Source organism: Hymenobacter segetis (genome assembly GCF_038448715.1).
Lineage (GTDB): Bacteria > Bacteroidota > Bacteroidia > Cytophagales > Hymenobacteraceae > Hymenobacter > Hymenobacter segetis.
In genome coordinates this window covers 57,820-84,496 of record NZ_JBCEVZ010000002.1, presented here as the reverse complement: position 1 = coordinate 84,496, position 26,677 = coordinate 57,820, and the positions used below count along the sequence as shown (strand labels likewise).

The 26,677-nt window shown below is 60.4% G+C and carries 20 protein-coding genes; 9 read left to right on the top strand and 11 right to left on the bottom strand.

Annotation, left to right across the window (positions count from 1 at the left end; genetic code table 11):
- Positions 1-38 precede the first annotated feature (38 nt).
- From AAFH49_RS01425 to AAFH49_RS01410, 4 genes are read right to left on the bottom strand one after another with little or no spacing between them, the layout of a single operon-like run.
- A complete protein-coding gene (locus AAFH49_RS01425; RefSeq protein ID WP_342295429.1) occupies positions 39-1,202 on the bottom strand; it encodes an aspartate aminotransferase family protein in 1,164 nt (387 codons plus the stop codon).
- Positions 1,202-2,182: an N-acetyl-gamma-glutamyl-phosphate reductase gene (gene argC, locus AAFH49_RS01420; RefSeq protein ID WP_342295428.1), complete on the bottom strand. Its 981-nt coding sequence runs from the start codon at positions 2,180-2,182 to the stop codon at positions 1,202-1,204. The genes AAFH49_RS01425 and argC overlap by 1 nt, the downstream gene beginning before the upstream one ends.
- Complete coding sequence (gene argG, locus AAFH49_RS01415; RefSeq protein WP_342295426.1) at positions 2,172-3,362, bottom strand: argininosuccinate synthase; 1,191 nt, start codon at positions 3,360-3,362, stop codon at positions 2,172-2,174. The genes argC and argG overlap by 11 nt, the downstream gene beginning before the upstream one ends.
- A 2-nt stretch (positions 3,363-3,364) precedes the next feature.
- A complete protein-coding gene (locus AAFH49_RS01410; RefSeq protein WP_342295424.1) occupies positions 3,365-3,985 on the bottom strand; it encodes a GNAT family N-acetyltransferase in 621 nt (206 codons plus the stop codon).
- 427 nt (positions 3,986-4,412) lie between these two features.
- Here AAFH49_RS01410 and argB point away from each other — a divergent pair, with 427 nt between their 5' ends.
- From argB to AAFH49_RS01390, 4 genes are all read left to right on the top strand, one after another.
- Positions 4,413-5,195: an acetylglutamate kinase gene (gene argB, locus AAFH49_RS01405; protein ID WP_342295423.1), complete on the top strand. Its 783-nt coding sequence runs from the start codon at positions 4,413-4,415 to the stop codon at positions 5,193-5,195.
- Entirely contained in the window at positions 5,183-6,250 is a 1,068-nt protein-coding gene (locus AAFH49_RS01400) for a M20 family metallo-hydrolase (RefSeq protein WP_342295422.1), read from the top strand. Before argB ends, AAFH49_RS01400 begins: the two co-directional genes overlap by 13 nt.
- A 15-nt stretch (positions 6,251-6,265) precedes the next feature.
- Positions 6,266-7,570 (top strand): argininosuccinate lyase, encoded by a 1,305-nt coding sequence (gene argH, locus AAFH49_RS01395; RefSeq protein WP_342295421.1) that lies wholly within the window; start codon positions 6,266-6,268, stop codon positions 7,568-7,570.
- A gap of 193 nt (positions 7,571-7,763) precedes the next feature.
- Complete coding sequence (locus tag AAFH49_RS01390) at positions 7,764-9,686, top strand: TonB-dependent receptor plug domain-containing protein (protein WP_342295420.1); 1,923 nt, start codon at positions 7,764-7,766, stop codon at positions 9,684-9,686.
- Positions 9,687-9,742: 56 nt separating this feature from the next.
- Here the strand turns inward: AAFH49_RS01390 and AAFH49_RS01385 are convergent, their stop codons facing one another.
- Positions 9,743-10,936, bottom strand: a complete 1,194-nt coding sequence (locus AAFH49_RS01385; protein WP_342295418.1) for a T9SS type A sorting domain-containing protein — start codon at positions 10,934-10,936, stop codon at positions 9,743-9,745.
- A gap of 598 nt (positions 10,937-11,534) precedes the next feature.
- A complete protein-coding gene (locus AAFH49_RS01380) occupies positions 11,535-11,957 on the bottom strand; it encodes an EamA family transporter (protein WP_342295416.1) in 423 nt (140 codons plus the stop codon).
- 161 nt (positions 11,958-12,118) lie between these two features.
- Between AAFH49_RS01380 and AAFH49_RS01375 the strand changes: the two genes are divergently transcribed.
- The 3 genes from AAFH49_RS01375 (at position 12,119) to AAFH49_RS01365 (ending at position 14,581) form a co-directional block, all read left to right on the top strand.
- Complete coding sequence (locus AAFH49_RS01375; RefSeq protein ID WP_342295414.1) at positions 12,119-12,844, top strand: PD-(D/E)XK nuclease-like domain-containing protein; 726 nt, start codon at positions 12,119-12,121, stop codon at positions 12,842-12,844.
- Between the two features lie 127 nt (positions 12,845-12,971).
- A complete protein-coding gene (locus AAFH49_RS01370) occupies positions 12,972-13,565 on the top strand; it encodes a TetR/AcrR family transcriptional regulator (protein ID WP_342295413.1) in 594 nt (197 codons plus the stop codon).
- 92 nt (positions 13,566-13,657) lie between these two features.
- Positions 13,658-14,581 (top strand): alpha/beta fold hydrolase, encoded by a 924-nt coding sequence (locus tag AAFH49_RS01365; protein WP_342295412.1) that lies wholly within the window; start codon positions 13,658-13,660, stop codon positions 14,579-14,581.
- A gap of 7 nt (positions 14,582-14,588) precedes the next feature.
- On the opposite strand, the gene AAFH49_RS01360 is transcribed toward AAFH49_RS01365, so the two are convergent.
- Together AAFH49_RS01360 and AAFH49_RS01355 are read right to left on the bottom strand one after the other, a co-directional pair.
- Positions 14,589-15,602: a J domain-containing protein gene (locus AAFH49_RS01360; protein ID WP_342295411.1), complete on the bottom strand. Its 1,014-nt coding sequence runs from the start codon at positions 15,600-15,602 to the stop codon at positions 14,589-14,591.
- A 25-nt stretch (positions 15,603-15,627) separates the two neighbouring features.
- Entirely contained in the window at positions 15,628-16,530 is a 903-nt protein-coding gene (locus tag AAFH49_RS01355) for a histone deacetylase family protein (protein ID WP_342295409.1), read from the bottom strand.
- A gap of 762 nt (positions 16,531-17,292) precedes the next feature.
- Between AAFH49_RS01355 and AAFH49_RS01350 the strand changes: the two genes are divergently transcribed.
- Positions 17,293-18,816: a TROVE domain-containing protein gene (locus tag AAFH49_RS01350; protein ID WP_342295408.1), complete on the top strand. Its 1,524-nt coding sequence runs from the start codon at positions 17,293-17,295 to the stop codon at positions 18,814-18,816.
- A gap of 772 nt (positions 18,817-19,588) precedes the next feature.
- Positions 19,589-20,989, top strand: coding sequence for an RtcB family protein (locus AAFH49_RS01345; RefSeq protein WP_342295406.1), 1,401 nt, complete (start codon positions 19,589-19,591; stop codon positions 20,987-20,989).
- A gap of 207 nt (positions 20,990-21,196) precedes the next feature.
- Here the strand turns inward: AAFH49_RS01345 and AAFH49_RS01340 are convergent, their stop codons facing one another.
- The 3 genes from AAFH49_RS01340 to AAFH49_RS01330 all read right to left on the bottom strand — a co-directional run bounded on the left by AAFH49_RS01340 (position 21,197) and on the right by AAFH49_RS01330 (position 26,588).
- Positions 21,197-25,402: a DUF4394 domain-containing protein gene (locus AAFH49_RS01340; protein WP_342295405.1), complete on the bottom strand. Its 4,206-nt coding sequence runs from the start codon at positions 25,400-25,402 to the stop codon at positions 21,197-21,199.
- 174 nt (positions 25,403-25,576) lie between these two features.
- Positions 25,577-26,092 (bottom strand): MOSC domain-containing protein, encoded by a 516-nt coding sequence (locus AAFH49_RS01335; RefSeq protein ID WP_342295404.1) that lies wholly within the window; start codon positions 26,090-26,092, stop codon positions 25,577-25,579.
- Between the two features lie 31 nt (positions 26,093-26,123).
- A complete protein-coding gene (locus AAFH49_RS01330) occupies positions 26,124-26,588 on the bottom strand; it encodes a hypothetical protein (RefSeq protein WP_342295403.1) in 465 nt (154 codons plus the stop codon).
- Positions 26,589-26,677 lie beyond the last annotated feature (89 nt).

Below are 26,677 nucleotides of genomic sequence, written 5' to 3'. Positions count from 1 at the left end.
ACTTCGCACCACAAAGATGCGGCGGCGCAGCAAAAAAATTAGTCGAGTGCTGAGGCTTGTTGGATAATTTCTACCGATTTTTCCGTCAGCGCATACAGCGCCTGCAGGAACCGGTCGACCTCTACCTTGCTGATATTCAGCGGTGGTAGCAGTCGCAGTACGGTGGGGTCGGAGGCGTTGCCCACGAAAATGTGGTGTTCCAAGAGCAGCTTGTCGCGCACCTCCTTGATGGGGAAGTCGTACTTGATGCCCACCATCAGGCCGCGGCCGCGGATTTCCTCGGCGCCGGCGTGGGCCAGCAGCTCGGTGCGGAGGTAGTCGCCCATTTCGGCGGCGTGGGCCAGCAGGTTTTCCTGCTCAATGACTTCAAGCACGGCCAGAGCGGCGGCGCAGGCCAAGTGGTTGCCGCCGAAGGTGGTGCCCAGCAGGCCGTAGGAGGCTTTCAGCTCCGGCGCAATCAGGATGCCGCCGATGGGGAAGCCGTTGCCCATGCCCTTGGCCACGGAAATGATATCGGGCCTGATGCCGGCGTGCTGGTGGGCGAAAAACTTGCCGCTACGGCCGTAGCCGCTCTGCACCTCATCGGCAATCAGGATGACGCCGTACTGCTTGCACAGCGTCGCCAGCCCCTGCAGGAACTCATCGGAAGGCATGATGATGCCGCCCACGCCCTGAATTGGCTCGATGATGACGGCGCACACGTCGCCGCCTTGAAGCGTGGTTTTTACCGCCGCCAAGTCGTATTCCAGGAAGCTGATAGCGTGGCCCGCGTTGAAGGGCGCGACGATTTTCGGGTTATCCGTGGCGGCCACCGCACCCGAGGTGCGGCCGTGAAACGCACCTTTAAACGCCACCACGCGGGTTTTGCCGGTGTGGAAGGAGGCCAGCTTCAGCGCATTCTCGTTGGCCTCGGCCCCCGAGTTGCACAGAAACAGTGCGTAGTCCTCGTAGCCCGATACCTGGCCCAGCTTGTGCGCCAGCTGCGTCTGAATCGGAATCTGCACCGAGTTGGAATAGAAGCCGATGTTTTGCAGTTGCTCGGTGAGGCGCTGCACGTAATGCGGGTGGCTGTGGCCGATGGAAATAACGGCGTGGCCGCCGTAGAAATCCAGGTATTCCTGGCCCTGGTCGTCCCACAGCTTGGCGCCGAGCGCCTTTACTGGCGTGATGTTGACGAGCGGATAAACGTTGAAAAGCTCCATTAGAAAAGCACCGATTTGAGGTTGAGGCCTGTTGTTTCGGGCAGGCCAAAAATCAGGTTCATATTCTGCACTGCCTGGCCCGAAGCGCCCTTTACCAGATTATCAATAACCGAGGTAATGAGCAGTTGCTTGCCTTGCTTCTGCACGTGCAGCAAGCATTTGTTGGTATTCACCACCTGCTTGAGGTGAATTTCCTTATCCGAAACCGTGGTAAACGGTGCGTCAGCATAAAATTGCTTATAAAGTTCCCGCGCCTCGTCCTGCGTTAAATCCGAGGGCGTGTAGACGCTGGCGAAAATGCCCCGCGAGAAATTGCCGCGGTATGGGATGAAATGAATCTCGGCTTCCGACTGCGGCTGCAGTTGCACCAGGCTCTCGCCGATTTCGCCGAGGTGCTGGTGCGTGAAGGGCTTGTAGATGGACACGTTGTTGGTGCGCCACGAGAAATGCACCGTTTCCGACAGGCTCTGGCCCGCGCCGGTCGAGCCGGTGATAGCGGAGACGTGGATGTCGTCAGTGAGCTTGCCGGCCTTGGCCAGCGGCAGCAGTGCCAACTGGATGGCTGTGGCGAAGCAGCCGGGATTGGCAATGCTCTGGGCCTGCTGGATGCGGCTTTTGTTCAACTCGGGCAGGCCGTACACGAACTCGCGGCCTTCGAACTCGGTATCCGCGTTCAGGCGGAAATCGTTGCTCAGGTCGATGATGTGCGTGGTTTCTGGCAGGGAGTTTTTTTGCAGCCAGGCTTTAGAATTGCCGTGGCCCAGGCACAGAAACACTACGTCTTCATCGCCGGCTAGCTCCGATGTGAAAGCCAAGTCGGTTTCGCCCACCAAATCGTCGTGCACTTGGTGCACGGGGTTGCCCGCGTTCGAGGAGCTGACAATGCCGCCCAATTCCACGAACTCGTGGTGCAGCAGAATGCGGATGAGCTCGCCGGCCGTGTAGCCGGCCCCGCCCACGATGCCGGCCTTAATTTTCATCGTGCAGGCTGGCGCTAATTTTCAGCTGGTTGCCGAAAATCTTGATGAAACCACGGGCGTCGCGGGCATCCCAGGCGTTGTTTTCCTCGCCGTAGGTCGCCACTTTCGACTGCATCATATCATACTTGGACTCGATGCCGAGCAGGTCGAATTGATAAGGCTTGAGCTGCACGAACACCTTGCCCGAAACGTGGTTCTGAGACGATTCCAAGAAGGCTTCCATGTCGCGCATAACCGGGTCGAGGTATTGAGCTTCATGGAGCAAGGTGCCGTACCAATTGGCGATGTAATCCTTGTGCAGCAGCTGCCAGCGGGTGCTGGTGTGCTTTTCCAGCAAGTGGTGTGCTTTGATAAGAATAAGCGGCGCGGGGGCCTCGAAACCCACGCGGCCCTTGATGCCCAGAATGGTATCGCCCACATGTATGTCGCGGCCGATGGCGAAGGCCGAGCCCAACTCGTTCAGCTTCTGAATCAGGGCCACCGGTTCCAGCGTTTCACCATTCAGGGCCACCGGCTCGCCTTTTTCGAAGGTGATTTCCACGCGTTCCGAATCCTGCCGCTGCAATTGCGAGGGGTATGCGCTTTCGGGCAGGGCTTCGTGCGAAGTCAGCGTTTCGACGCCGCCCACGCTGGTGCCCCAGATGCCTTTATTGATGGAATATTTTGCCTTTTCCCAGCTCATTTCGAATCCCTGTTTTTGCAGGTATTCAATCTCGGCCTGGCGCGAGAGTTTCAGGTCGCGGATGGGCGTCAGAATCTCCGTTTTGGGGGCAATAACCGAAAAAGCCACGTCGAAACGCACCTGGTCGTTGCCGGCACCGGTGCTGCCGTGCACGATGTAATCGGCTTCGTTGGCGCGGGCGTATTCGGCAATGGCCAGTGACTGGAACATGCGCTCGGCGCTGACGCTCAGCGGGTAGGTGTCGTTTTTCAGCACGTTGCCGAACAGCAGGTAGCGCAGGCAGTCGTGGTAGAAACGCGTGGTCACGTCAATCACCTCGTGCTTCACCGAACCCAATTCGTAGGCGCGCTTCTCGATGGCGGCCAGTTCCTCGGCCGTAAAGCCGCCGGAATTGACGATTACCGTGTGCACTTCCAAATCAAGGTCGCGCGACAAATACACGGCGCAAAACGAGGTGTCGAGGCCGCCGCTATAGGCGAGAATGGCTTTTTTCTTCATTATTACAGTGCAGAATCGGTTTCAGTAGCGGGGTTTTGGGGCAGGGGCAGAGTAGGAGTGAGGGCGGCAAAATCAGGAACCTGGACCTGTACCAACTGCTTCTCGGGCGTATCGTAAAGCATGCCGGTACAGAGGCACATTTTGCGCTCGTTCTCCATCAGGATGCTGTAGTTTTTGCAGCTTTTGCAGCCTTTCCAGAAGTCTTCGCTGGTCGTGAGCTCCGAGAAAGTAACGGGCTCATAGCCCAGGTCCGTGTTGATTTTCATCACGGCCAGGCTGGTTGTGATGCCGAAAATCTTGGCCTGCGGGTACTTGGTGCGCGACAGGTCAAATACGGCCTGCTTGATGGCCCGGCCCACGCCACCCTTGCGGATTTCAGCGTTCACAATCAGACCCGAGTTGACGACAAAGGTCTTGTCATCAAAGGTTTCGATATAGCAAAAGCCCGCCAACTCGCCATCAACGAAAGCAATGATGCCGTCGCCACTGGCCATTTTTTTGGCCACGTAGGCTGGCTCACGCTTGGCGATACCCGTCCCGCGCGTTTTGGCCGACTCGACGTACCATTGGCATAATTGTTCAGCGTACTGAGCGTCCGCTTCCGTTGCAACCCGAATTGTCATTGATTATAAGATACTTAGGGATAGATGCGTGGCTGTCCGGAAAATCCGTTCGTAGTTTATACGTGGAATTCCTGCTAAAGCCCAAACCTGTCTGTAGGTTGAGCGGATACTAGCCCGGCTCAATAGGGGCTGGCCAAGGGGCCAACATGCGGCTGCTGAAGCCGCTAGGGTCGTCGCACCAGAGCGCACGTCGTTTGGCACACGCCGGCCACCGCTGGCCGATTGGCCAGAGCGAGCATCGAAGACGTGGAAACGGGGAGGGGCATGGCGGAAACTAAGTTGATTCGGCGCTTTAACGAAGCAGCGAACCAAGTGGTTCAATTCTGCCGCAAAGGTAAAAGCCCCTACTTTTGCCTGCAACATTTTCCGTGGTTTTTTTGAAATAGCGCTGGCCCTACTCCTGGGTTTGCGCGTATGTGAAGCAGTGATGAAGCCCGAGTTAAAAATATTTAAAATAGGCGGTGGTATAATTGACAGCGAGGCTGACTTGCTGGAATTCGTGCGGCTATTTTCCGAAGTAAGCGGACCCAAAATCCTCGTACATGGCGGCGGAAAAGGAGCCAGCGAAATGATGGCCAATCTGGGCATTGCGCCGCGCATGATAAATGGCCGCCGAATCACAGATGCCGCGACGCTGGAAATTGTAACCATGTTTTACGCGGGCAAAACCAACAAACAGCTGGTGGCCGCGCTGCAAAGCCGGGATGTCAACGCTCTGGGCCTCAGCGGAGCCGATGGCAATGTGATTCAGGCCACGAAACGCCCCGTGCGCGATGTGGACTATGGCTTCGTGGGCGATTTGAGCGAGGCCAGTGTTAATTCGACGCTGATTCATCAGTTCCTGGAGATGGGTTTGACGCCGGTTTTCTGCGCGATTAACCACGATGGCCACGGGCAATTATTAAATACGAATGCTGATACTATTGCGGCATCTGTAGCCAAAGCGTTGAGTGCTAAATATGCGGTGGCGCTGCATTTTTGCTTCGAGAAAAGAGGTGTGCTAACGGATGTGACTGACGATAAATCAGTAATTGCTAAAATTAATCTGGCAGATTATGCCGAATTAAAGGAAAGCGGAATTATTGCCGATGGGATGCTGCCGAAACTCGAAAATGCGTTCGATGCCTTGCAGTTTGGCGTTGATAAAGTCATTATCGAGCACGCACTGTATATCAATGAAGTATTGAAAACGACGCTATGTCTGAATTAGTAGAGCAGCTGAGCAATGATGCCGTTGATTTATTAATCCGGTTAATTAAAACGCCTTCATTTTCGAGGGAAGAAGCCGGGACGGCGACGTTGATTCAGGAGTTTCTGATAGCTCATGGTATAGCCGCGCAACGCCAACAGAATAACGTGTGGGCCGTTTCCTCGCATTTTGATGCTGATAAACCGACGATTCTGCTCAACTCTCACCACGACACTGTGAAAGCCGGTGCCGGGTGGAATTACGACCCATTTGGTGCGGTGCTGGAAGGCGATAAATTGACTGGCTTAGGGAGTAATGATGCGGGAGCTTCGGCGGTTAGTTTGCTGGCTGCGTTCCTGTATTTTCAGGGTAAAGCGAATGCGTTTAATTTGATTTGCGCGATTACGGCAGAAGAAGAAGTTTCAGGTGCGAATGGAATCCGAAGCGTGCTGCCGGAATTTGGTAAAATAGATTTGGGAATTGTGGGCGAGCCTACGGGAATGAATCTGGCAATCGCCGAAAAAGGCTTGATTGTGCTGGATGCTACTGCCCACGGCAAAACTGGCCATGCTGCCCGTGAGGAAGGCGAAAATGCCCTTTACAAGGCAGTGGATGATATTCAGTGGCTGCGGCAGTTCCAGTTTCCGGAGGTGTCGCCGCTGCTGGGGCCGGTGAAGATGACAGTGACCCAGATAAGCGCCGGCACGCAGCACAATGTGGTGCCCGACCGCTGCCAATTTGTAGTTGACGTGCGGACAAACGAGCTGTACCAAAACCAGGAAATAGTTGATTTTTTGCGTTCGAAATTGCAGTCGGAAATTGTGCCGCGCTCCACGCATTTAAATTCCTCGCGCATCAGCGAAAATCATCCGTTAATTAGGAAAGGCGTGGCAATGGGGAAGACAATTTATGGCTCTCCCACGCTGTCGGACCAGTCGATGATGCCGTTTGAAACCCTAAAAATGGGGCCGGGCGAAAGTGCCCGCTCGCATACGCCGGATGAATTTATTCTCGTGAGTGAAATACGAGCGGGTATTCGGGATTACATTGAGTTGCTGACTGATTTTAGATTTTAATTACCGGAGTACGCTATGAAAATTTGGGAAAAAGGATTTTCGGTCAACGATACCATCGAAAAATTCACCGTGGGCCAGGACCGGGTGCTGGATATGTACCTCGCGCCGTTCGATATGCGGGCCTCGAAAGCCCAGGCCAATATGCTGGCCAAAGTGGGGCTGATTTCGGAAGCAGAACGGCAGCAGCTGATTACCGGCCTGGATGAACTGTTGGCGCAGGTGGCGGCGGGTACTTTTCAGATTGAGGAGGATTTTGAGGATGTGCACTCCAAAATAGAGTCTTACCTGACGGAAAAATTTGGCGACGCGGGCAAAAAAATCCACACGGCGCGCTCGCGCAATGACCAGGTTTTGACGGCCATTCAGCTTTTTCTGAAGGACTATACCGAGCAGATTTCGGCCAAAATGCTGGCGCTGACGGAGGTGCTGCTGCAAAAGGCCGAGGCGCACAAAAATGACCTACTGCCGGGCTACACGCACTTTCAGGCAGCCATGCCGAGCAGCTTCGGGCTGTGGTTTTCGGCATATGCCGAGCATTTGCTGCTGGATTTGGCCCTGTTTGAGGCAGCGCATAAGGTGGCCGACCAGAACCCGCTGGGCTCGGGCGCGGGCTTCGGCAGCAGCTTCCCGATTGACCGCGAGATGACGACCCGGGAAATGGGGTTCGGCAGCGTGGCGGTGAGCAGCGTGGGCGCGCAGATGCTGCGCGGCAAAACCGAGAAAACGCTGGCCTTTGCCATCGCCGGCGCGGCGGGTACGCTGGGCAAGCTGGCGTATGATTTGGTGATGTACAACAGCCAGGATTTGGGCTTTGTGACGCTGCCGAAGGAGTTCACGACGGGCTCCAGCATCATGCCGCACAAGAAAAACCCCGACGTGTTTGAGCTGGTGCGCGGCCACGCCAACCGCCTCCAGGCCCTGCCCAATGATATTATGCTGGCCACCAGCAACCTGCCCAGCGGCTACCACCGCGACTTCCAGTTGCTGAAAGAGCTGCTGTTTGGGCCGATGATGCAGTTTGCCGATTTGCTGGACATGCTGCTGTTTGCGCTGCCCGAAATCAAGATTAAGCCCGGTGTAATTGAGCAGGCGAAATACGACCCGATTTTCTCGGTCGAAAATATTAACCAGCTTATTATTGCCGGCGTGCCGTTCCGGGATGCGTACCAGCAGGTGGGGCGGGCCGTGGAAGACGGCAGCTACGTGCCGCACCGTGAGTTTCAGACCACGCACTTAGGCAGCATTCACAACCTGGGGCTGGCCGAAATTACGGCCAAAGTGCGGCAGTGGCAGGAGGGCAGCGAGCTGTTTGGGAAGTAGAAAGCGGTTGCTTGCAAGACTTTATTAGATTGGGAATTAGCTGTTGCTACCCTGTACTTTTACAGGCTAAGTAACTACGAGTTTTTCTATGCCCTTTCGTTATTGGCCTTGTGCCGGCCGCGTTTTTCTTCTGGGAGTGATGGGCGGGCTGCTGCCAAAATTGGCGTGGGCCCAGCATCCGGCCCCGCCGGTTATGTTGCGCGACACACTAAGCGAAGAAGTGCTGGTGACGGCCACCCGTACCAATTCGCGCATCGACGACCTGCCTACGCGGGTGGAGGTGCTGGGGGCCGAGGAAATGGAGGAGGAAAGCAGCATCAAGCCGGCCAGCATCGCCAGCTTGTTTGGCGACATCGCGGGGACGCAGATTCAGCCTACTTCGCCCACCACCGGCAATCTGGATTTGCGCCTGCAAGGCCTGCCGGGCCAGTACACGCAGATTTTGCGCGACGGCGTGCCGCTCTACGGCGGTTTTGCGGGCTCATTCGGGCTGCTCACGGTGCCGCCGCTCGATTTGCGCCAAGTGGAATTAATTAAGGGCTCGAACTCGACGCTGTACGGTGGTGGGGCCATTGCCGGGCTGGTGAACCTAGTGAGCAAAACGCCCACGCTGGGCACGCCGCAGTACGCCGCCAGCCTCAACCAGACCACTTTGCGCGAGACGGATTTGAACGGTTTCGCGGCCCGGCGGGGGCGGCGCTGGGGCTATTCGGCCTTTGTGGGGCTCGTCAATCAGAAGGAAAAGGACGTGGACGGCGACGGCTTCGTGGACGTGCCCCGCGTGCGCAATCTCAACCTGCATCCGCGCCTGTTTTTCTACCCCAATGCCCACAGCCAGGTGGCGCTGGGCTACACCGGCACCCTGGAAAGCCGCCGGGCCGGCGATTTGGAAGTTCTCAAAAAAGGCTTCGACCCCGTGGGCGGCCACGTATTCTACGTCGACAACACCAGCCTGCGCAATACCGCCGACCTGCTTTACACCAACGACGAGCTGGCCGGCGGCCGCCTCACCGTCAAGGGTACCATCACGGATTTTGTGCGCGATGTGAATACCAATTCCGATGCCTTCACCGCCTACCAAACCACCTATTATACGGAGGCCAGCTATCTGCACGCGGCCGGCCCGCGCCACACCCTGGTAGTGGGCCTGAACGCCAACGGCGAGCAGCTGGCGTCCTTCAACCGCAGCGCTACGCCGCTGCGCAGCCCCTATACTTACCACACGCTGGGCGCGTTTGCGCAGGACGACTGGCGCGTGCTGCCTCGTCTGAGCCTGCAAGCCGGTTTGCGCCTCGACCACCACAATCAGTATGGCAGTTTCCTGCTGCCGCGCCTCGCACTGCTGTACCGGGCCAGTGCGGCCGTTACGGCCCGCCTCAGCAGCGGCCTGGGCTACCGCGCCCCGGTGCCCTACATCAATAGCCTCGACGAGCGGGATTACCCCCTCGTGAAGGCCCTGCAAGGCGTGAGCGCCGAAACCTCTTTTGGCCTGAACGGCGACGTGAACTACCAGCACACATTTGAGGGAGGAGATGAGCCACTGGTGCTGAGCTTGAACCAGTCGTTTTTCTATACACACCTCAGCAATCCGTTGGTGTTGAGTGGGCTGGGTTTTACCGGGCCCTTTCAGGCCAACTACCTCAGCTGGCAAAATGCGGCCGCCCCGCTCTCCACGCGCGGCCTCGAAACCTACGTGCGCCTGCGGGCCGATGAAACTGAGCTTTACCTGGGTTACGTGTTCACCGATGCCCGCCGGCAGTACGATGCTGCCAACCCGCACCTGCCGCTGGCCGCCCGGCACAAGTTTGCGGCGGTGGGACTGGTTGAATTCACGGATGCGTTCAGTGCCGGCCTTGAGGCTTCCTACATTGGCCAGCAATACCTGACCAATGGCCGCCCCACGCCCGGCTACCCGCTGTTTGCCGCGCTGCTGCGCTACCACGCGGGCAATTTCACGTTGGCGCTGAATGGCGAAAACCTGCTTGACTATCGCCAAACGCGCCAGGAAAAAGTGGTGCTGGCCCCGTTCGATAACCCGGTCTTCCGCGAGCTGTGGGCACCCGTGGAAGGCCGGGTCTTCAACTTGTCGCTGACGTGGCGCTGGGCCAAAGCCTAAAGGCCGTTCTCGCCCGAAAGCTCAAACGGCCTATTTTCTGGTCAATTGCTGGATAGCTATTGCGAAATGCGTTGGCTAAACGAACCCGCCGCGGTAATCAGCCGCACCACGTATACACCCGTGGGCAGCGAGCGGAGGCTCAGTACCCACTGGCCGGGCCGGGCCGCATCGGCAGCGCAGGGCACTGGCAGCAGGCGCCCCAGCGCATCGAATACCCGCACGGTGGCGGGGCCCTGCGCCAGGGTTTCGGCGGGTAGCGAAGTGCTGACCACCCATTCCTGGGCTGCGCGGCCCGGGTACACGGCCAGGCTGCTGCCCAAACGGTCTACCTTCACGGCCCGCACCGGCGAGAAGGAATAGGTGCCGTCCAAATCTATCTGCCGCAGGCGGTAATAGCTCGTGGCCGGTAGCGGCCGCTCGTCAGTAGTATGGTATGTGGTCTGGTACTGGGTGGTGCCGGCGGCAGCTACGGAACTCAGCTCACGGAAGACTTTGCCGTCCGACGAGCGTTCTACTACAAAGGCACGGCTGTTTTTTTCCGATGCCGTAACCCAGTTCAGGTCCACCTGCTGGTTCTCCAGAACCTGCGCGTTGAAAAGCGTCAGTTCAACCGGAAGGGCTGTGCAACGGATGCTGGGCGCTTCCGCATCGCAATTGGCCTCGTTGGTATTGGCCGCTGCCAGCGCCGCCCCGCACCCAGCCGAAGGCGTGCGTTTTACGCAGACCGATATGGCCGCCGCTGCGCAGTTATTCAATAAGTGCGTAGTGGCCCCATTGCCCCCATACACGCACCCGGCCACTGTCAGGGAGCCGGAGAATTTGTTGCTGCTGCCGCACAGGGTATTATTCGCGCCGCCCACGGATAGGTCGAGGTTGCCACCAATATTCACGGCACCGTCGGAAACAATGTTGGAGCTGAGCAGAATTAGGTTGCAGACAGTAGTGAGCGAGCCACCGGCAGCAATGCTTACGGTCGCTTTGTCAACGGTCATTTTGTCGACCCGGACACTGCTACCCGCGCCTACGATGAGGTTGGTCGCCCTTAGCGAGCTGGTGCCGTCGCCCAGGGTGAAAGCAGCATTGCCATCAATAGTGCCCCCATTGGACACATTAAGCGCTGCCCGGCTCGATACGGTGATGGTGCCGCCTACCGCTACGCTAATGGAGCCGCCGTTGAGAATGGTTAGCACCCCATCATCCACCGAAATGCTTCCCCCATTGCCCACCGAGTAGGCACTTGATAGCGTCACGTTATGGTTGCCAATAACGATTCTGGCGTTGCTTCCCGGCGTTGGCAGGGCCGGGCAGCCCGAGCCCGTGCTTTGTGCTGCAAAAGTGTTAGGGTCACTTAAGGAGCCGTCCTGAGATACTCGATACACGCATTGGGCCATTGCCAGTATCGGTACTCCTGAAAATAATCCACTGACAATCAGTGTTACAAGTAATAAATTTTTCATGGCGCATAAGAAAAGCGTGTGATGAACTTCAAGACACTACTAAATATACGCAAATCAATGATAAATAAAAAATATAATATAAAAAATACAATTTTGCTAAAAGCTTAGCCCGGGTCTTCATTCGAATGAATTATCAGCATTTATGAAAATTTTTTGTGTGTACAAAATATTGTTAATGAGATTTTTACATCGAAATAATCAGGTGAGCTACGCGTTGAGCGTATCTGAAATCGATAGCGCTTGGTGCGCCCTGAACGCAGTGTTCGGTATTTGGGGAATCGCTACGGTTGTGTTTATATAATAAAAATACTTTATTTATTTATATTATATGACTATAAAAGTCACTAAAATCCGATGGATTGGCTGCGTCCTTAGGCCATTTCTTGCTGGCTCAGGCCCATACCAGAACTACTGTTCCGGCTAGAATCAACCCCGCGCCCAGCGCCCCTTTCAGGCTGATGGTTTCGCCCAGAAACGCTACTGCCAGCAGCAGCGACAGCGCCACGCTCAACTTGTCGACCGGGGCCACCTTTGCCACTGGCCCCAGCTTCAGGGCGCGGAAGTAGCATAGCCACGACGCTCCGGTAGCCACCCCCGACAGCACCAGAAACAGCCACGTGCGCCCCGTGAGGGCTGGCAGCCCAGCCGTGGCCCCCCGCGCAATGGCAATGCCCCAGGCCAGCAGCAAAATCACCACCGTGCGGATGGCCGTGGCCAAATCCGAGTCGACGCCCTTGATGCCGATTTTGGCAAAAATGGCGGTGAGGGCCGCAAACAGGGCCGAAAGCAGGGCGTAGGGAATCCAGGAAGCCATAACGTTAAGAGGGGAGAAGGTGCCGCCAACAGGTCGGAAATAACCGCCGGTTTCAAGGGTACGTAAGCCGACGCACCAGCGCTGATGGCCAAGCAAAATTGCCGGTCGGTGAAGCCATTTCGCGGAATTTCCTGTTACCTTTTCGACCCATCCCGAATCCTGTGCCCAAATCTGCCCCTGACTTCCGCCGGCCCGACCTGCTGCGCCTCGACTACGATACCTACCGCGCCTTGCCGGCCATTGCCAATTCCGACCTCTCGCGCCTGCGCGATGCCCTCGATGGCCGCGCGCCCCGCCCCCAAACCAGTGCCAACGAAGGCGCGCTGAACTTCGGCACGGCCTTCCACACCGCCCTGCTGGAGCCCGCCGACTACGTGGCCGGCCTGCCTGGTCTGAACGATACGCTGGTGTGGTGGCTGGTGGAAGGCGTGAAACTCAACACCCACCTGGCCGGGCTGCTGGAGCGCGGCACTCCCGAAGTGAGCGTGCTCTTCACCGAGCCCGCCACTGATACGCTCTGCAAGCTGCGGGCCGACCTCGTGGTGGCCCACCCCGACGAGCCGTTCACCATCATCGACTTCAAAACCACCAGCGCCCGCGACGCCGACCATTTCCTCTGGCAGTGCTCGGCCTATGACTACGACCGGCAGGCCGCTTTCTACACCGATGCCCTCAGCGCCGAACGGTTCCTATTAGTAGGGGTGCAAAAAAATGAGCCCTTCGGCGTGTTCACCATCGAAGTGAGCGAGCAGATGCTGGCCGAGGGCCGCCAGAAATACCATCGCCTGCTGCGCCTCCTGAAAGCCCCCGGTACCGCGCCCGCCTACCGCGCCGAAGCCGTGCAGGCCGCCGTGGATGCGCTGGGGCAACCTTCGGACGACGAATAAGCCGGCGCAAAACCAATTTATACAAGCATCCCCGCCCAATTCAGGCGGGGATTTTTTTGTTCAAAAACCAATAAATTAACACTTACTTACTAGTTAGTAAGTAAAGAAATTGTATATTTGTCCCACCATGCTAACGCCGCCTCCAACCCCTACGCTGCCTCCCGATACCCGCACTCGCATCCTCGACCTGGCGGAAGAGCTGCTGCTGGAGCGCGGCTTCAACGCCTTCAGCTACCAGCATTTGGCCAAGGAATTGGGGGTGAAACCGGCGGCTATTCATTATCACTACCCGAGCAAGGACGACCTGGGTACGGCCATTGTGGCCCGGCAGCTACGCCGCCTGCGCAAGTGGCGCGACCTGCCCCGCGTAGCCGACCTGCCGCCGGCCGCCCAGTTCGAAGCCCTGCTGGCGGTGTATGACACGCACCTCGGCCACGAGCGCCGCGTGTGCCTGTTCGGCGCGCTGGCCGCCGATTTCCGGACCCTGCCCGCGCCCATGCAGGCCGAGCTCCGCACCTTCAACCGCGAGCTGACCGAGTGGCTGGCCCAGGTGCTGGCCGTGGGCCGGGCCACGGGCACTCTGCGCTTCGTGGGCAGCCCGGCGGCCAAGGCGGCGCAGGTGCTCACCACCCTGGCCGGGGCGCTGCAAGTGGCCCGCGTGCACGACGAAACGCCCTTTCAGGTGATAGTGGGCCAGCTTCGGCTGGAGCTGCTGCCTTAGCGGGAAGGCTTTTTCTGCCACTTGACCCGCAGTTATTTCCATCCATCACTTGCTACCGGAAAAGCCTCTGCTTGCACCAATCCACGCTTCCCATGACCAATACCTATTCGCCCGCTTATTCTTTGTGTGCTGATGAAACGCCTGCTGCGCCGCCGGTGGTGACCATGCGCTACCCCGAGCCGGCGGGCCTGCGGTGGCTCCGCTGGCAGCTGGGGGCGCTGTGGGCAGTGGCTCCGGCGCTGGGCTTCCGGCAGGCCTGGCAGGTATTCACCACGCCGCGCCGCCTGCCCATCAAAGCCTGGGAAGCGCCCGCCTTGGCCGAAGCCCGCCGCCACACCGTGGCCGCCGCCACCGGCCCCATTGCTGTGTACGAATGGGGGCCGGCTGCCGCGCCCGCCGTGCTGCTCGTGCATGGCTGGGAGCACCGGGCCAGCTTCTGGCGGGCCTGGTTGGGGCCGTTGTTGGCGGCCGGCTACCGCGTAGTGGCCTTGGATGGCCCGGCACACGGGGCTTCGGCCGGCCGGCGCACCACGCTCCCCGATTTTGGCGGGGCCGTGCAGGCAGTGGTGGATACTATCGGGGAGGTGCGTGCCATTGTGGCGCACTCGTTTGGGGCGGCGTCGGTGGCGGGGCTGCCGGTGCGGCTGCCGGCCGGGGTAGCGTTGCCGCGCCTGGTGCTCGTCAGTGCGCCATTGGGGCCACGGCCGGTGGCCGAGCGGTTTGCCGATTTCTTGCATTTGCCCGCCGATTTGGTGCGGCGCTTTGCCGAACACATCGAGCGCCGCACCGGCCGGCCGGTCGACTCGTTCGCCGTGGCCACCGCGGGCCCGGGCACTGGGGCCGAGCAAGTGCTGGTGCTGCACGACGAAGAAGACGAAATCATCCCCTTCGCCGAAGGCCAGCAGATAGCCGCGGCCTGGCCCGGTACCCGGCTACACGCCACGCGCGGCCTGGGCCACAACCGCATTCTGCGCGATGCCGGCGTGGTGCAGCTGGCAGTAGATTTTATTGGCTGAGCCCGGCTCAGATAGTTTCCAGGCCTTCGGCGGCCAGCTGCCGCAGCACTTCGCGCAGCCCGTCGGTGTCCAGCAGCAGCCGGCCGATGTGCGCTACGTACTCTGCCTCGGCCCGCAGGTCGCGCTTGAGCTGGCGCAATTCCAGCTCCTGCTTTTTGCCTGAGGTGGTGACGAAGCCGTTGGGGCCGTATTTCAGCTCGTTCATTTCCTGCTTTAGCTGGGTTTGCTGCTGGAGCAGGGCGCGGGTGTAGCGGGCCAGCACGTCGTCGGCCGCCGCGTCGGCGGGGCCGGATTCGGCCAGCAGCTGGAGCAGGGTGTAGAGGTCGTCGGCCTCGTAGGCCTCGGTGATGCGCTGCATCTGGGCAGTTTTGTCGGCTTGCTTTTCGGGGTCGCGCTCCAGGTCGGGGTGGTGGGTGCGGGCCAGCTGGCGGTAGATGGTTTTGGCGTTGGTTTCGAGCTGCTTCTGGTCGGCCTGCGCGGCGGCTTCCTGCTGGCGCTGGGCCTTGGTTTTGCGGCGGGCGCGGGCGGCGGCGGCAGCCTGCTCGTGCGGCGGCAGGGTAGGGTCGGGGATGAATTCCGGGGCCGAATCCTCGCTTTTTTTGCGCTCGGCGGCATTTTTAGCCGTTGCGGAGCGGTGCCCGGCCGGGGCGTATTTGCGGATAATAGCCGCTTCATCTTCCCCAAACCGGTCTTCCAGCGTGCGGGCGTTGCCCAGAATCACGCCCGTAATCTGGGCTTCTTCCAGGCGGCTGAAGTAGCTCAGCAGCAGCGCTTCTTCCAGCGGCGCATACAGCGCGTGGCGGGCCGCTACCACGGCAGTGGCCGCCGGCCCCACCTGCTGCCAGTAGCGCCGCCGGGCCTCGGCCTGCTCGGCGCGGAGGTCGCGCAGCCGCTCGCGCAGATTTTCCACGTCGAGAATGGCTTGCCGGAATGCTTGCTGCGCGAGCGTGCCCGTGGGCTGCTCATTGGTTAGCACGGGAACAGTAATGCGGTCGGGATGCGCGGAATCGGCTTTTTTCATTGGATAGCAAAGGTACGGCCCGTCTTTACGGCCACAGCTCAAACGCCACCCGGAACGTGTTGCAATGCGCGTTCACGATGTCGGCCAGCTTTTCGGAATATCCCCCGCCCATGCTTACGGCCACTGGCAGGTTCCGCGCCCGGCACAAGCCCAGTACCAGCTCATCGCGTTGCCGGCAGCCAGCGGGCGTGAGCGCCAGCTTGCCCAGCTTATCGGTTGCCAGCACATCCACGCCGGCTTGGTAGAAAATGAAATCGGGCCTCACATGCTCCACCAGCGGCTCCAGCGTAGCTAATACCTGCGCCAGATAATTCGCATCATCGGTGCCCAGCGCCAGCGGAATATCCAGGTCCGACTGTTCCTTGCGCAGCGGGTAGTTAGCCCCGGCGTGCATCGAAAACGTGAACACGCGCGGCTCATCGCGGAAAATGGCGGCCGTACCATCGCCCTGATGCACATCGAGGTCCACAATCAAAATCTGCCGCGCTAGCCCGTGCGTCAGCAGATAAGCGGCGGCAATGGCCTGGTCGTTCAGCACGCAGAAGCCTTCGCCCCGGTCGGCAAAGGCGTGGTGGGTGCCGCCGGCCAGGTTCAGGCCAATGCCATCGCGCAGCGCATTCAGGGCCGATTGCAGCGTGCCTGCACTGCTGCTCAGCGAGCGGCGCACCAGCTGCGGGCTTTGGGGCAGGCCCAGGTTGCGCACCTCGCGGGGCGAGAGCTGGAGGTCGCGCACGCGGTGCCAATAGTTGGTGGTATGCACGCGCAGTACATCTTCCTCGGCGCACAGGCCGGGCTCGTAGAAATCGGCCGGCTCGGCTATGCCCTGCCACAGCAGCTGCTCCCGAATCAGCGCGTATTTGGCGATGGGGAATCGGTGGCCGTCTGGCAGAGTGAGGGTGTAATGATCGGAAGTAGCGAGGCGGGGCATAAATAGCAAAGTGCGGGCAGTGGCTGGTTGTAACTAGCAAAGCCTGCCCAGTGCGTACGCAATTATGGCCCCAATAGTGCCTGTTCTGTTGCTGCGGGCTAATAGTAGCTAGTCAATTGAAGGAATTTATTGCTTTATAAAAAGCCGTTAATTTCTGCTGAATTAAACTTTGTAGAAATATTTGATAATTATTTTCAAAAATAATTTGCGCAATTAAAATTAATATCTAACCTTTGTCGCACCAAAAGCAAACAACCATGTACCGCCACTTCACATTCACCAGTAATTCGGATAAGATGCAGCCAGAACGGCTGTCTCCGCTCGGTACGTTTGCCTGATTTCAGCTCCCGCTGAAAACCCGCCACGCCCGAGCCCACAAGCTCGGGTTTTTTGTTGCTAATCGGTTTGTCAACCGTTTACCCATTCAATCCATGCCCCTCATCCGTCCCAATTACCAGCCAGAGCCGAAACAATTCCGGTCCGATTGCGGCCAGGATAAACGGTGTGGTCGTGCTTTTCTTCTTTGTTGGATGCGTCGATAACTTCGGCGTAAATCATGCGAAATAGAAAAGCCCGGCCCGCAAAAGCCGGGCTTTTTCGTGTTATTAATTCCCAAATAAAAACGTGTTTTTATTTGCCTGGAAGAGGTGCGCCTAATTCAAATTCAAATTAATTAGCCGAGATAATAATTGGCCATTAATTAATTTTTGAATTAATCAACCTGTTCAATCCATTCCTTTCCACTTTCCAAAATTCCCCAATATGCGCTTCAACTTCTTCTCCCGAAACAGCGCGCCCACCGTCAACCACGAGGGGGCGCCCGCCTTCACCCTCACGCCTCAGGTAGAGCTGTACGCCGCCGTGGCAACGGCCGCGCTCAGTGACCAATTTTACGAAACGGCTGACACTCGTTTGCATCGTTTGCGCGACTTGGTGGCGAAAAACGAGCCCCGATTCGTGGCGCAATTGGCAGTGTACGCCCGTGAGAGCCTGAATTTGCGCTCGGTGCCGCTGGTGCTGTGCGTGGAGCTGGCCCGCCTGCACCGCGGCGACAGCCTCGTGAGCCGCCTGGTGGCCCGTGTGGTGCAGCGCCCCGACGAAATCACGGAACTGCTGGCCTTCTACGCCCAGGCCAACGCCCGGGGCGGGACCAAAATCCTCAACCGCCTCTCCAAGCAACTGCAAAAAGGCCTGGCCCTCAGCTTCAACCGTTTCGACGGCTACCAGCTGGCCAAGTACGACCGTGAGGGTGCGGTGCGCCTGCGCGATGCCCTCTTCCTCGTTCACCCGAACGCGAAAGATGAGGCCCAGCAAGCGCTGTTCAACCAATTGGTGCGCGGCGAATTGCCCACGCCCTACACCTGGGAAACCGAGTTGTCGGCAGTGGGGCAGGAGACTTACGCCACGGATGCGGACCGGCAAACGGCCGTCCGCACCACCTGGGAAACGCTGATTGGCAGCGGTAAGCTGGGCTACATGGCCTTGCTCCGCAACCTGCGCAACATCCTCGAAGCCAATGTATCGGCCGCCACGATGGAGAAAGTGTGCGACACGCTGGCCGACCGGTTTGCGGTGGCGCGCAGCAAGCAACTGCCGTTCCGTTTCCTGGCGGCTTACCGGGAGGTGAAAGCCTTGCCCAGTGGCCATGTGGCCAGCGTATTGGCCGCTCTGGAAACAGCCATTGCGCACAGCGCTGTGAACCTGCGCGGTTTCGGGCACGATACCCGTGTGGTGCTGGCCTGCGACGTGTCGGGCTCGATGCAGCAACCCATTTCGGCGCGCAGCAAAGTGCTGCTCTACGACGTGGGCCTGGTGCTGAGCATGTTGCTCCAGAGCCGCTGCCAGAACGTGATTACCGGCATGTTCGGCAACGTCTGGAAGCGCATCAGCCTACCCCGTGGCCCGGTGCTGCGCAACGTGGACGAGCTCTACCAGCGCGAAGGCGAAGTGGGCTACTCCACCAACGGCCACCTGGTAGTGCAGGAGCTGTTGCTGCGCCGCGAGGTGGTGGATAAGGTGATGATTTTCACCGACTGTCAGCTCTGGAACAGCACCGGCGATAGCGGCGTGTTTGGCCGAATCTGGGCCGACTACCGCCGCACCGTGGGCCCCAATGCCCGCCTCTACCTCTTCGACCTGGCCGGGCACGGCACCGCGCCGCTGGAGGTGCGCCCCGAAACGGGCGTGGCCCTCATCGCCGGCTGGTCCGATAAAGTTTTCGACGTGCTGAGCGCGCTGGATAACGGCGGCTCGGCCCTCACCGAAATCGAGAAAATTGACTTGTAAAACCTGATGCAAAAATGGCCGGGCAATAAAGCGGAACCCCCGGCCGCGCGGTGTAAGGTGGCGTAGGCGTGGCCTACTTCGGGGGTGCTGGGTGGCCGCTTTGGCGGCGAGGGTTCGAGTCCCTTCACTTACGTAGCCCGCCGCTGATTCCCCTTGCTTATGCGCATTTGCAATAAAAACGACATGAATTACGTTTAAAAACTGCTGACATGAGGAAGACGGCTGCCCACTTGGGGCAGTCGCCGACCGGGATGCCGCCTTTCGCTTGCGAGGGCGCATCCCACCTCGGCCAGCTCCGTTATGGTTCGGGTGCCGTAGGCGGGCGTTACTTCGCTGGTGAAAGGGGGCTTCTTCGGAGGCTCCGCTTAGGGTTCGACTCCCCTTCCGTGGCCTCGGCTGCGGTTGACACGCCTGCCGCCTGTTGCCCCGAATTTTCGGAGAAAGCCGAATGGTAAACAAACTGCCGGATGCCGTAGTCTCGCGCTACTTCGACCTGTCACGTCGGCCCCCTGGGCCAATACGCGGGACGCCTGTTGCTCTGGTTTTTTGCTGATAAAACGGGCTGGTGCCGTAGCACCGCCATACTTCGCTATGGGACTATGGGGTCGCCGGTTCGAGGCCGGCCTGTGCGCTTCGGCTTGCAGTAGCTCAGTTGGTTAGAGCACATAATGCAGGCGATGCGCCCTGTTGCCCAGCCCCGTTTTATTTTTCTTTTCATTAACAACGAGGACGGCCCGAATAAGCGCCGCCACCTCGTGCAAAAACCATTTTTATGGCCAACATTTTACGCGGCAACGACCTTCGCGCCCTCGGGTTTCCCGAAGGTCGGGCCATCGGGCTTGCGCTGGCTCAATTGCAGCGCAAGCACCTCAAAAAACTCTCTCAAACCGACCAGCTGGTTTTGCTAGGTCAACTTATTGCCAATCCCAACGACTACCTCACCCACCTCGACTGGAGCCATACGGCGGCCGCATTGCTGCCACCGCCCAACCGCCACATCGCCCTGGTCGAGCGCAAGGAATACGCCGTATTCGGGGCCGAGCACATTGAGCCCGGTGCCATTCACCAGATGGAAACGGCCATGAAACTGCCCGTGACCGTGGCTGGTGCACTCATGCCCGACGCCCACCACGGCTACGGCCTGCCCATCGGCGGCGTGCTGGCGACGGACAACGCGGTGATTCCCTACGCCGTGGGCGTGGACATCGGCTGCCGGATGGCGTTGTCGGTGTTCGATTTACCACCCAAATACCTATCTCAGCGCACCCAGGAGTTGCGCAGCCTGCTGCTCGAAAACACCCGTTTCGGCAGCGGCCGGGGCTTCGAGCGCGGTCAGCGGATGGACCACGCCGTGCTCGACCGGGCCGAATTTCAGGAAATCCCTTTTCTGAAAAACAAGCTCGATAAAGCCGCTGAGCAAGTCGGGACTTCCGGCTCCGGCAACCACTTCGTGGAGTTCGGCATTGTCGAAATCACCGACGTGGAAAACGAGCTGGGCGTGCCGGTGGGCCAGTACTTGGGCGTGCTCTCGCACTCCGGTTCGCGGGGGCTGGGCGCGGGCATTGCCGAGCGCTACACCAAGCTCGCCAAGGACGTTTGCCAACTGCCCGGCGAAGCCCAGCACCTCGCCTGGCTCGGCCTCGACACCGAAGCCGGCCAAGAGTACTGGGCCGCCATGACGCTGGCCGGCGACTATGCCTCGGCCTGCCACGACCAGATTCACCGCCGCCTGGCCCGCGCCCTCGGCGAAAAGCCCCTGGCGAAAGTGGAAAACCACCACAACTTCGCCTGGAAGGAGCGGCTGGCCAATGGCCGCGAGGTCATCACCCACCGCAAGGGGGCCACGCCGGCCGGTGCGGGCGTGCTCGGCATCATCCCCGGTTCGATGACGGCTCCCGGCTTCATCGTGCGGGGGCGGGGTGTGGCCGAGTCGTTGGCTTCGGCTTCGCACGGGGCGGGGCGATTGATGTCGCGCACCCGTGCCAAGGCCGAACTGGGCGAAGCGCAGGTGCGCAAGTACCTCGCCGACCACGGCATCGAGCTCATCGGCGGCGGGCTCGATGAAGCGCCGATGGCTTACAAAGACATCCGCACCGTGATGGCCAGCCAACGCGAGCTGGTGGACGTGCTGGGCTCCTTCACCCCCAAAATTGTGCGGATGGATGGGGCCTAATTAATGCCGCTAGTCAATCCAAACCCCCGATGCCTCACGTACATAAATGAGTGTCTCTTACAGGGGACAGTTGTTTTCATAGCTTGGAAAGCCTCTCGCCTTTGGCGGGAGGTTTTTTAATTCGGGGAAGAAGGGTTGCCCCAAACACAAAGCCCCGGCCATTACGGCCGGGGCTTTGTGTTTTTTATTCCTGAAAAAGCCGTGGACCTATTGCACTACCAGGCGCTTGGCCACGAGGCCAGCGGCTGTGCGGGCCTGCACCGAATAGATGCCGGGAGCCAGGCCGGCCAGCGGCAGGTCCAGGGTTTCGGTGGTGCCGGCGGCCAGGGTGCGCGTGAGCACCGTGCGGCCCAGGTTGTCGACTACCGATACGGCCGTGGCGGCCGTGCCGCGCAGGGCCACCGGCAGCAGCAGCGTGGCCGAGCCGTGGGCCGGGTTGGGGTACACGCTGGCCAGGCGGGCCAGGGCGGCGGGTGCGGTAGCCAGCACGCGGGCCTGCGTGCTGAAGAGCACGGCGTAGCGGCCGGCAGCGGCGGCATTGGCCGACAGCGTCAGGTTGATGACGGGCGTGGTGGCCAGGTCGGTGTAGGTGCCGGTGAGGGCATCGCGCAGGTAGGCGTGGTAGCCAGTGGGCAGGTTGGCGAGATTATCGACGCCGAGCGTGTACGTGCCGGCGGTGGCCGCGCTCAGGTACAGCGGTAGCACCACATCGGCGGTGCCGGCCAGGGTGGGCATCCCGTTGATGGAGGCCGTCTGGCCACTGGCATCGGTGGCCAGGGTCAGGCCATTGGAAGAGGGCAGGGCCACGGCATCGAAGGCGGCATCAAACCCGGTTGTCGCGCCCTGGTCGAAATAAATGGCCGTTTGGGTGGCGGCGGTGGCGTTACGCAGGCTCATTGTGAGCTGGGTGCGGGTGTCGGCGGTGCCACGCTGGAAGGGCGTGTTGTTGTTGGTCGTGAGGCGCTCGGTGTTGGTGAAGGCGATGCTGCCCACCTGCCCGGCTGCAATGGTGCGCACGACAAAGCCCTGCGACGACGGCAAAATATTGGTGCCGCCATTTGCAGTCACGCCGTTGATGTAGCTGGCATACGTGCCGGTGTACTGGCCATTGCTCTTGAACACGTACAGCGCATTTTCCATATTCGTCAGGCGGCCGGCCGTTACCATGGCCTGCCAGTCGAGCGGGGCGGGGTAGGGGTTGCCCCGGAAGTGCCAGCCGGCATCGGTGTACGGGCCGCGGGTGAGGTTGCTGGCCGTGTAGTTACCGTTGTTGAGCGTGCCCACAAAGTCCACGTTGGCCGCCGCCGAGATGTTCACGGTGTAGCCCTGCGTGGGGTTGAGCGCATCCGAGAGCGAGCCGGGCGAGAGGTAGCCCTTGTCAAAATCAATGGAGCCGCCGCTGCCGCTGCTGTTCACGCGCGTCTCGTCGTAGCTAAACACCGTGGGGAAGGGCCGCACCGATTTGCCCACTGTATTAAAAGCCGGATTGATAACCGGCGTGTAGCCGGCCGTGGTCAGGTCATTCAAGTTGCTGCCGCTCACGGGAGGCGAGTAGTGGCGGTAGCCCGTCCCGTTGAAGGTGGGCGTGATGTAGCGCTGCACCGTGGCCGTACCCACCACTGCACCGCCCGTATTATCAACCAGTGCCGTGCCGGCTGCCGACGACAGCAGCGTCAGCGTGCGGCCGCCGGTGTTCAGGTTGCCGCTTTGCAGGCGCACCACGCCGGCCACGGCCACGGCCTGGGTCAACGTCACGTTTGCGGTGTTCAGCACGCCCAGGTTCAGCACCTGCGCGGGCAGGCCCGTACCGGTTGCCTGGGCCACGGTGCCGTTGTAGAGGTAGCTGGCCTGCGGGCTAAAACTGCGCGAGCCCGTTACCTGCACCGCGCCCACGGCACCGCTGGTCGCAATCCCGGCTGCGTCGCAGATGGCAATGGCGCCACCGGCTTGCAGGTCGAAATTACCTCCACCGGTAATCGGCTGGCAGTTCTGAATGAGCGAGCCGCCCGCCTGCACGGCCAGCATGCCGCTCACGGTTAGCGGGCCGCTCAGCGTAGCAACGCCGTTGGGACCCACAATGGTTACGTTGCGGTAGCTGCCCTGCACGGCCTGCGGCGTGCTCACCACCAAATCCTGCGAAGTGCCCTGGCCGCTGAAGTTGATAACGTAGGGGTTATTCGCCTGACTGTTGTTGGCAATGCTCACTGAGCCGGTGTTGGTGCCGGTAGCCGTGGGCGAGAACGTGACGCTGAACGTGGCCGTGCCGCCCGGGGCCACGCTGGTCGGGGCCGCACCGCTCAGGGCATACGGCCCGCTGAAGGTGAAAGCCCCCAGCGTAAGGGCATCCGTGGTGCTGCCGTTGCTGATGGTGAACGTAACCGGGGCCGACGTGCTGCCCTGCTGCGTGCTGGCAAACCCTGTAAAGTTGCCGCCGTTGGCAATGCCGGTCCCGCCCTGGCTTACGGCAATCTGCGGGTTGGGGGTGGCGGCCTGGCCGTTGCCGGTCAGGTTCACGGTGTAAGTGGCGCCGTTGGTGGCGTTGGAATTAATGACCAGCGTGCCCGTGCGGGTGCCGGTCACCGTGGGCGTGAAGGTCACGTTCACAGTGGCCGTACCGCCAGCGGGCACCGTGGTCGGGGCCGTGCCACTTACGGCGAAGTTGCCGGTGGTGGTGATGCTGCTGATGGCCAGCGGGTCGGTGCCGCCATTGGTGAGGGTGAAGGATACGGCCGGGCTGGTCGTGTTCACCGTCTGGTTGCCGAAGCTGTAAGCCGTGCCGCCGCTGGGGTAGCTGGTGGCACCCTGGCTCACGGCCAGCGTGGCGGCCGCCGTGCTGGTGGTGAAGGTGACGGTAGCTGGGCCGGTGGTGCCGCTCGGGCAGGTGGTGGTGATGCTGACCGTGTAGCTGGTATTAGGCGTCAGGCCCGTGAGGGTTGCCGAAGTAGCTGTAGCAGGCAGGGTTTGCGTGGTGGTGGTCGGCGAGGTCGTCACGGTGTAGCTCGTGGCCGAGCCGTTGCCAGTGAACGACACCGTGGCCGAGCTGCTGGTAATGCTGCCCGCCGTCAGGTTGGTCGGCGCCGCGCAGGTAGGCGTCACCGTAAACGTGGCCGGGGCCGAGGGCGGCGTGCTCGGGAAAGGCGGGTTGGTAACGGTCACGTTGTAAGCACCCACCGTGGCCAGGTCGGCAGCCGTCAACACCGCCGTCAGCTGCGTGGCCGATACGTAGGTGGCCGTCCGGTCCGAACCGTTGAACTGCACCGTGGTCGAGTTCACGAAGCCCGTGCCGTTAATAGTCAGCGTCAGGCCGGGGGTGCCCACCTCGGCCGAGGGAGGCGATAGGCTGGTGATGGCGGGCGTGGGGGCCACGGCAATCGACAGCAGATTGAACGGCGTCAGGAAGTTGGCGGGCACCAGGGTGCGCTTGTTGCTGCCGTAGCCGACCGGGTTGGCGTTGGTGGGGTCGGGGGGGCTGGTTGCGCTGGCCGGCAGCGACAAATCGTAGAGGTTGCTGCTCGAATAGCCCGAACCGTTAGGAGCCGTTAGTTCCAGCAAGTAGCCCTTGTTGTAAGTTCCGGCCCAGAAAATGTCAATGTTGATGCGGGCAGTCGCGTCGATGCCATAGAACGGGCCGCTGCCCGAGCCCAGTCTGATATCGGCTTGCGTATTAAGCGTGCCATCATTAGGCGGCGACTGCGTTGACAAAATGCCGGAAGGAGCAGACAGGTCGTATTTGTTCTCGGCATCGTAGAGAATGGTGCTGGTCGCGCCGGCAAACGAATTGGTGTAGGCCGCGCCCCCCACCCGCGGGTTGAGCCCGGCGTTGGGGTCGCCGGCAGCGTAGGCCAGCGGCCCATCAACACCGCCGGTGGTTACGACTAGGCCCGTTACCGGGCTAATCCGGTAGTTGGCATCGTTGGAGCTCACCACCCGCACCAGGTCGGCCACTGGGTTGAAGTTGAAGCCAATGCGCTCCGTAGCGTCGCCCAGCGTCAGGGAAATCGGCGAGGCGCTCACGGCCATGGCCACCCCGGTTCTGGGGTTAAGGGTATAAAGCTGGGCGTTGTTGGTTGTCAGGGCCGGGTCGTAGCCTAAAGCATAGAGCTGCCCCGTCAGGGGGCGAAAATCAATGCCTACCAGTTTCTGGTTGCCCACCACGCCCGTGATTAAGAACAAGTTGTTGTTGGGGCCTCCGGTTGCCGGGTCGAATGCCGCTATGCCCTGCGAGCCCGCCGTGGCACCGGCCGGATAAATGGGCGAGTAGGCAAAAGTATGGGTGACCGTGCCGATGCCGTAAATGGTGGTTTGCGCCTGAGCCACCAAGCCAGTCAGCAATAGCACCGCACTCAGGGCAAGACGCAGAAAGCGACTTAGTCGCTGGCCCGAAGCAGACCGCGAAAGTAGGAGTTTGGACATAGTATAAGAGAAAATGGAGGGGTTAAAACCAACAAGAACAGGCTGGCCACGCCGCCGTTGGCGGCACATACGATTGCGGCCCGGTGCCCGGATGAAAATGAGTTTAAAAAGTATGCCTGAGCCGTTTGCCTAATGCCTGCGACGCACTTAAAAATAAGAAAATATTCGTGGGAATCAACTCACCACGCGCACCACATCGCCCACCCGGATGATGCCGCCCTGCGCAATGTGCGCCGTGAGGCCGCCGTGCCCGCGCATGGCGTTGTAGCCGCCGGGGCCCAGCTCTTCCTCCATGCGCGAGCAGGGGTGGCACTCGCCGGTAATATCGAGAATTACGTCCTCGCCGATGCGAATCTGGCGGTTTTTCAGGGCCAGCAGGTTCAGGCCGCGCACCACCAGGTTGCGGCGCAGGCGGGCCGGGTCCAGCGGTGCATCCAGGCCCAGGTATCCGGCCACGGCCGCCAGATGCTCCTGCTGAATGAGCGTGACCTGCCGCTTGCCGCCCGTCTTGGGCCGGGCGTGGTCGCCGAGCATGTGGGAGTCGGTTTTCAACTCCGCTTCGGGCACTGATACGAGCGGCTCGCGGCGCACCGGGCGCTGGCCAATCCAGTCCAGGGTGCCGGTTTGGGGCAGCGTGGCCAGCAGGCGCGCCACGGTCGATTTATCGTCGCCAAAAAAGGGAAAGGGCATGCGGAAGGGCTAGGGGATTGATTTTGGGGAATTATAACTCGTCGGCCGTACCAAAACCTTCGCGGATTTCGGTGTGTCGAATCAGGCCGCCGAGGTTGCCGGCCCGGGCCAGCAGGCCGAAACTGAGTACGGCCACCGCCAGCGTCAGTAGGGTTACTAAGCGGGCTTTGGGTGAATTGTTCTTCAGCAGCAGCAGCCCGAACAGCGCCAGTGCCGCCGCTGCTTCCAGCACCCAGAAACCCAGCTCCGCCGCTTCTTCGTGGTTGTGGATGAGGGCGCGGCTCACGCGGGGCAGATTTTGGGCGATGGCGGCCGCGCCCTCTCCGGTGAGCTGGGCCGGCAGGCACAGTAGGCCGGCAGCCAGCACGGCCACCAGGCCGGCTTTGGTCAGGTCGAGGTTATGCCTCAGCACGCCCGCCCCCAGCAGCACGGCGGCAAAAAGGCTGCCCACAATGGGCACATGGTTGACAATGAGGTGCAGGTGGGCTTGGTTCATCAAGGCAAAACGGGAAAATGGGCCGGGCTACGGCGGCCGGGGCGCAAAGCTACTCCGGCCCATTGCGGTGCCGGAATCACGCAACCCTT

Bases quoted from the DNA above. Each gene is read 5' to 3' on its own strand.
- AAFH49_RS01425 (WP_342295429.1), bottom strand. From the start codon at position 1,202: ATGGAGCTTTTCAACGTTTATCCGCTCGTCAACATCACGCCAGTAAAG.
- argC (WP_342295428.1), bottom strand. From the start codon at position 2,182: ATGAAAATTAAGGCCGGCATCGTGGGCGGGGCCGGCTACACGGCCGGC.
- argG (WP_342295426.1), bottom strand. From the start codon at position 3,362: ATGAAGAAAAAAGCCATTCTCGCCTATAGCGGCGGCCTCGACACCTCG.
- AAFH49_RS01410 (WP_342295424.1), bottom strand. From the start codon at position 3,985: ATGACAATTCGGGTTGCAACGGAAGCGGACGCTCAGTACGCTGAACAA.
- argB (WP_342295423.1), top strand. From the start codon at position 4,413: ATGAAGCCCGAGTTAAAAATATTTAAAATAGGCGGTGGTATAATTGAC.
- AAFH49_RS01400 (WP_342295422.1), top strand. From the start codon at position 5,183: ATGTCTGAATTAGTAGAGCAGCTGAGCAATGATGCCGTTGATTTATTA.
- argH (WP_342295421.1), top strand. From the start codon at position 6,266: ATGAAAATTTGGGAAAAAGGATTTTCGGTCAACGATACCATCGAAAAA.
- AAFH49_RS01390 (WP_342295420.1), top strand. From the start codon at position 7,764: ATGTTGCGCGACACACTAAGCGAAGAAGTGCTGGTGACGGCCACCCGT.
- AAFH49_RS01380 (WP_342295416.1), bottom strand. From the start codon at position 11,957: ATGGCTTCCTGGATTCCCTACGCCCTGCTTTCGGCCCTGTTTGCGGCC.
- AAFH49_RS01370 (WP_342295413.1), top strand. From the start codon at position 12,972: ATGCTAACGCCGCCTCCAACCCCTACGCTGCCTCCCGATACCCGCACT.
- AAFH49_RS01365 (WP_342295412.1), top strand. From the start codon at position 13,658: ATGACCAATACCTATTCGCCCGCTTATTCTTTGTGTGCTGATGAAACG.
- AAFH49_RS01360 (WP_342295411.1), bottom strand. From the start codon at position 15,602: ATGAAAAAAGCCGATTCCGCGCATCCCGACCGCATTACTGTTCCCGTG.
- AAFH49_RS01355 (WP_342295409.1), bottom strand. From the start codon at position 16,530: ATGCCCCGCCTCGCTACTTCCGATCATTACACCCTCACTCTGCCAGAC.
- AAFH49_RS01350 (WP_342295408.1), top strand. From the start codon at position 17,293: ATGCGCTTCAACTTCTTCTCCCGAAACAGCGCGCCCACCGTCAACCAC.
- AAFH49_RS01345 (WP_342295406.1), top strand. From the start codon at position 19,589: ATGGCCAACATTTTACGCGGCAACGACCTTCGCGCCCTCGGGTTTCCC.
- AAFH49_RS01340 (WP_342295405.1), bottom strand. From the start codon at position 25,402: ATGTCCAAACTCCTACTTTCGCGGTCTGCTTCGGGCCAGCGACTAAGT.
- AAFH49_RS01335 (WP_342295404.1), bottom strand. From the start codon at position 26,092: ATGCCCTTTCCCTTTTTTGGCGACGATAAATCGACCGTGGCGCGCCTG.
- AAFH49_RS01330 (WP_342295403.1), bottom strand. From the start codon at position 26,588: ATGAACCAAGCCCACCTGCACCTCATTGTCAACCATGTGCCCATTGTG.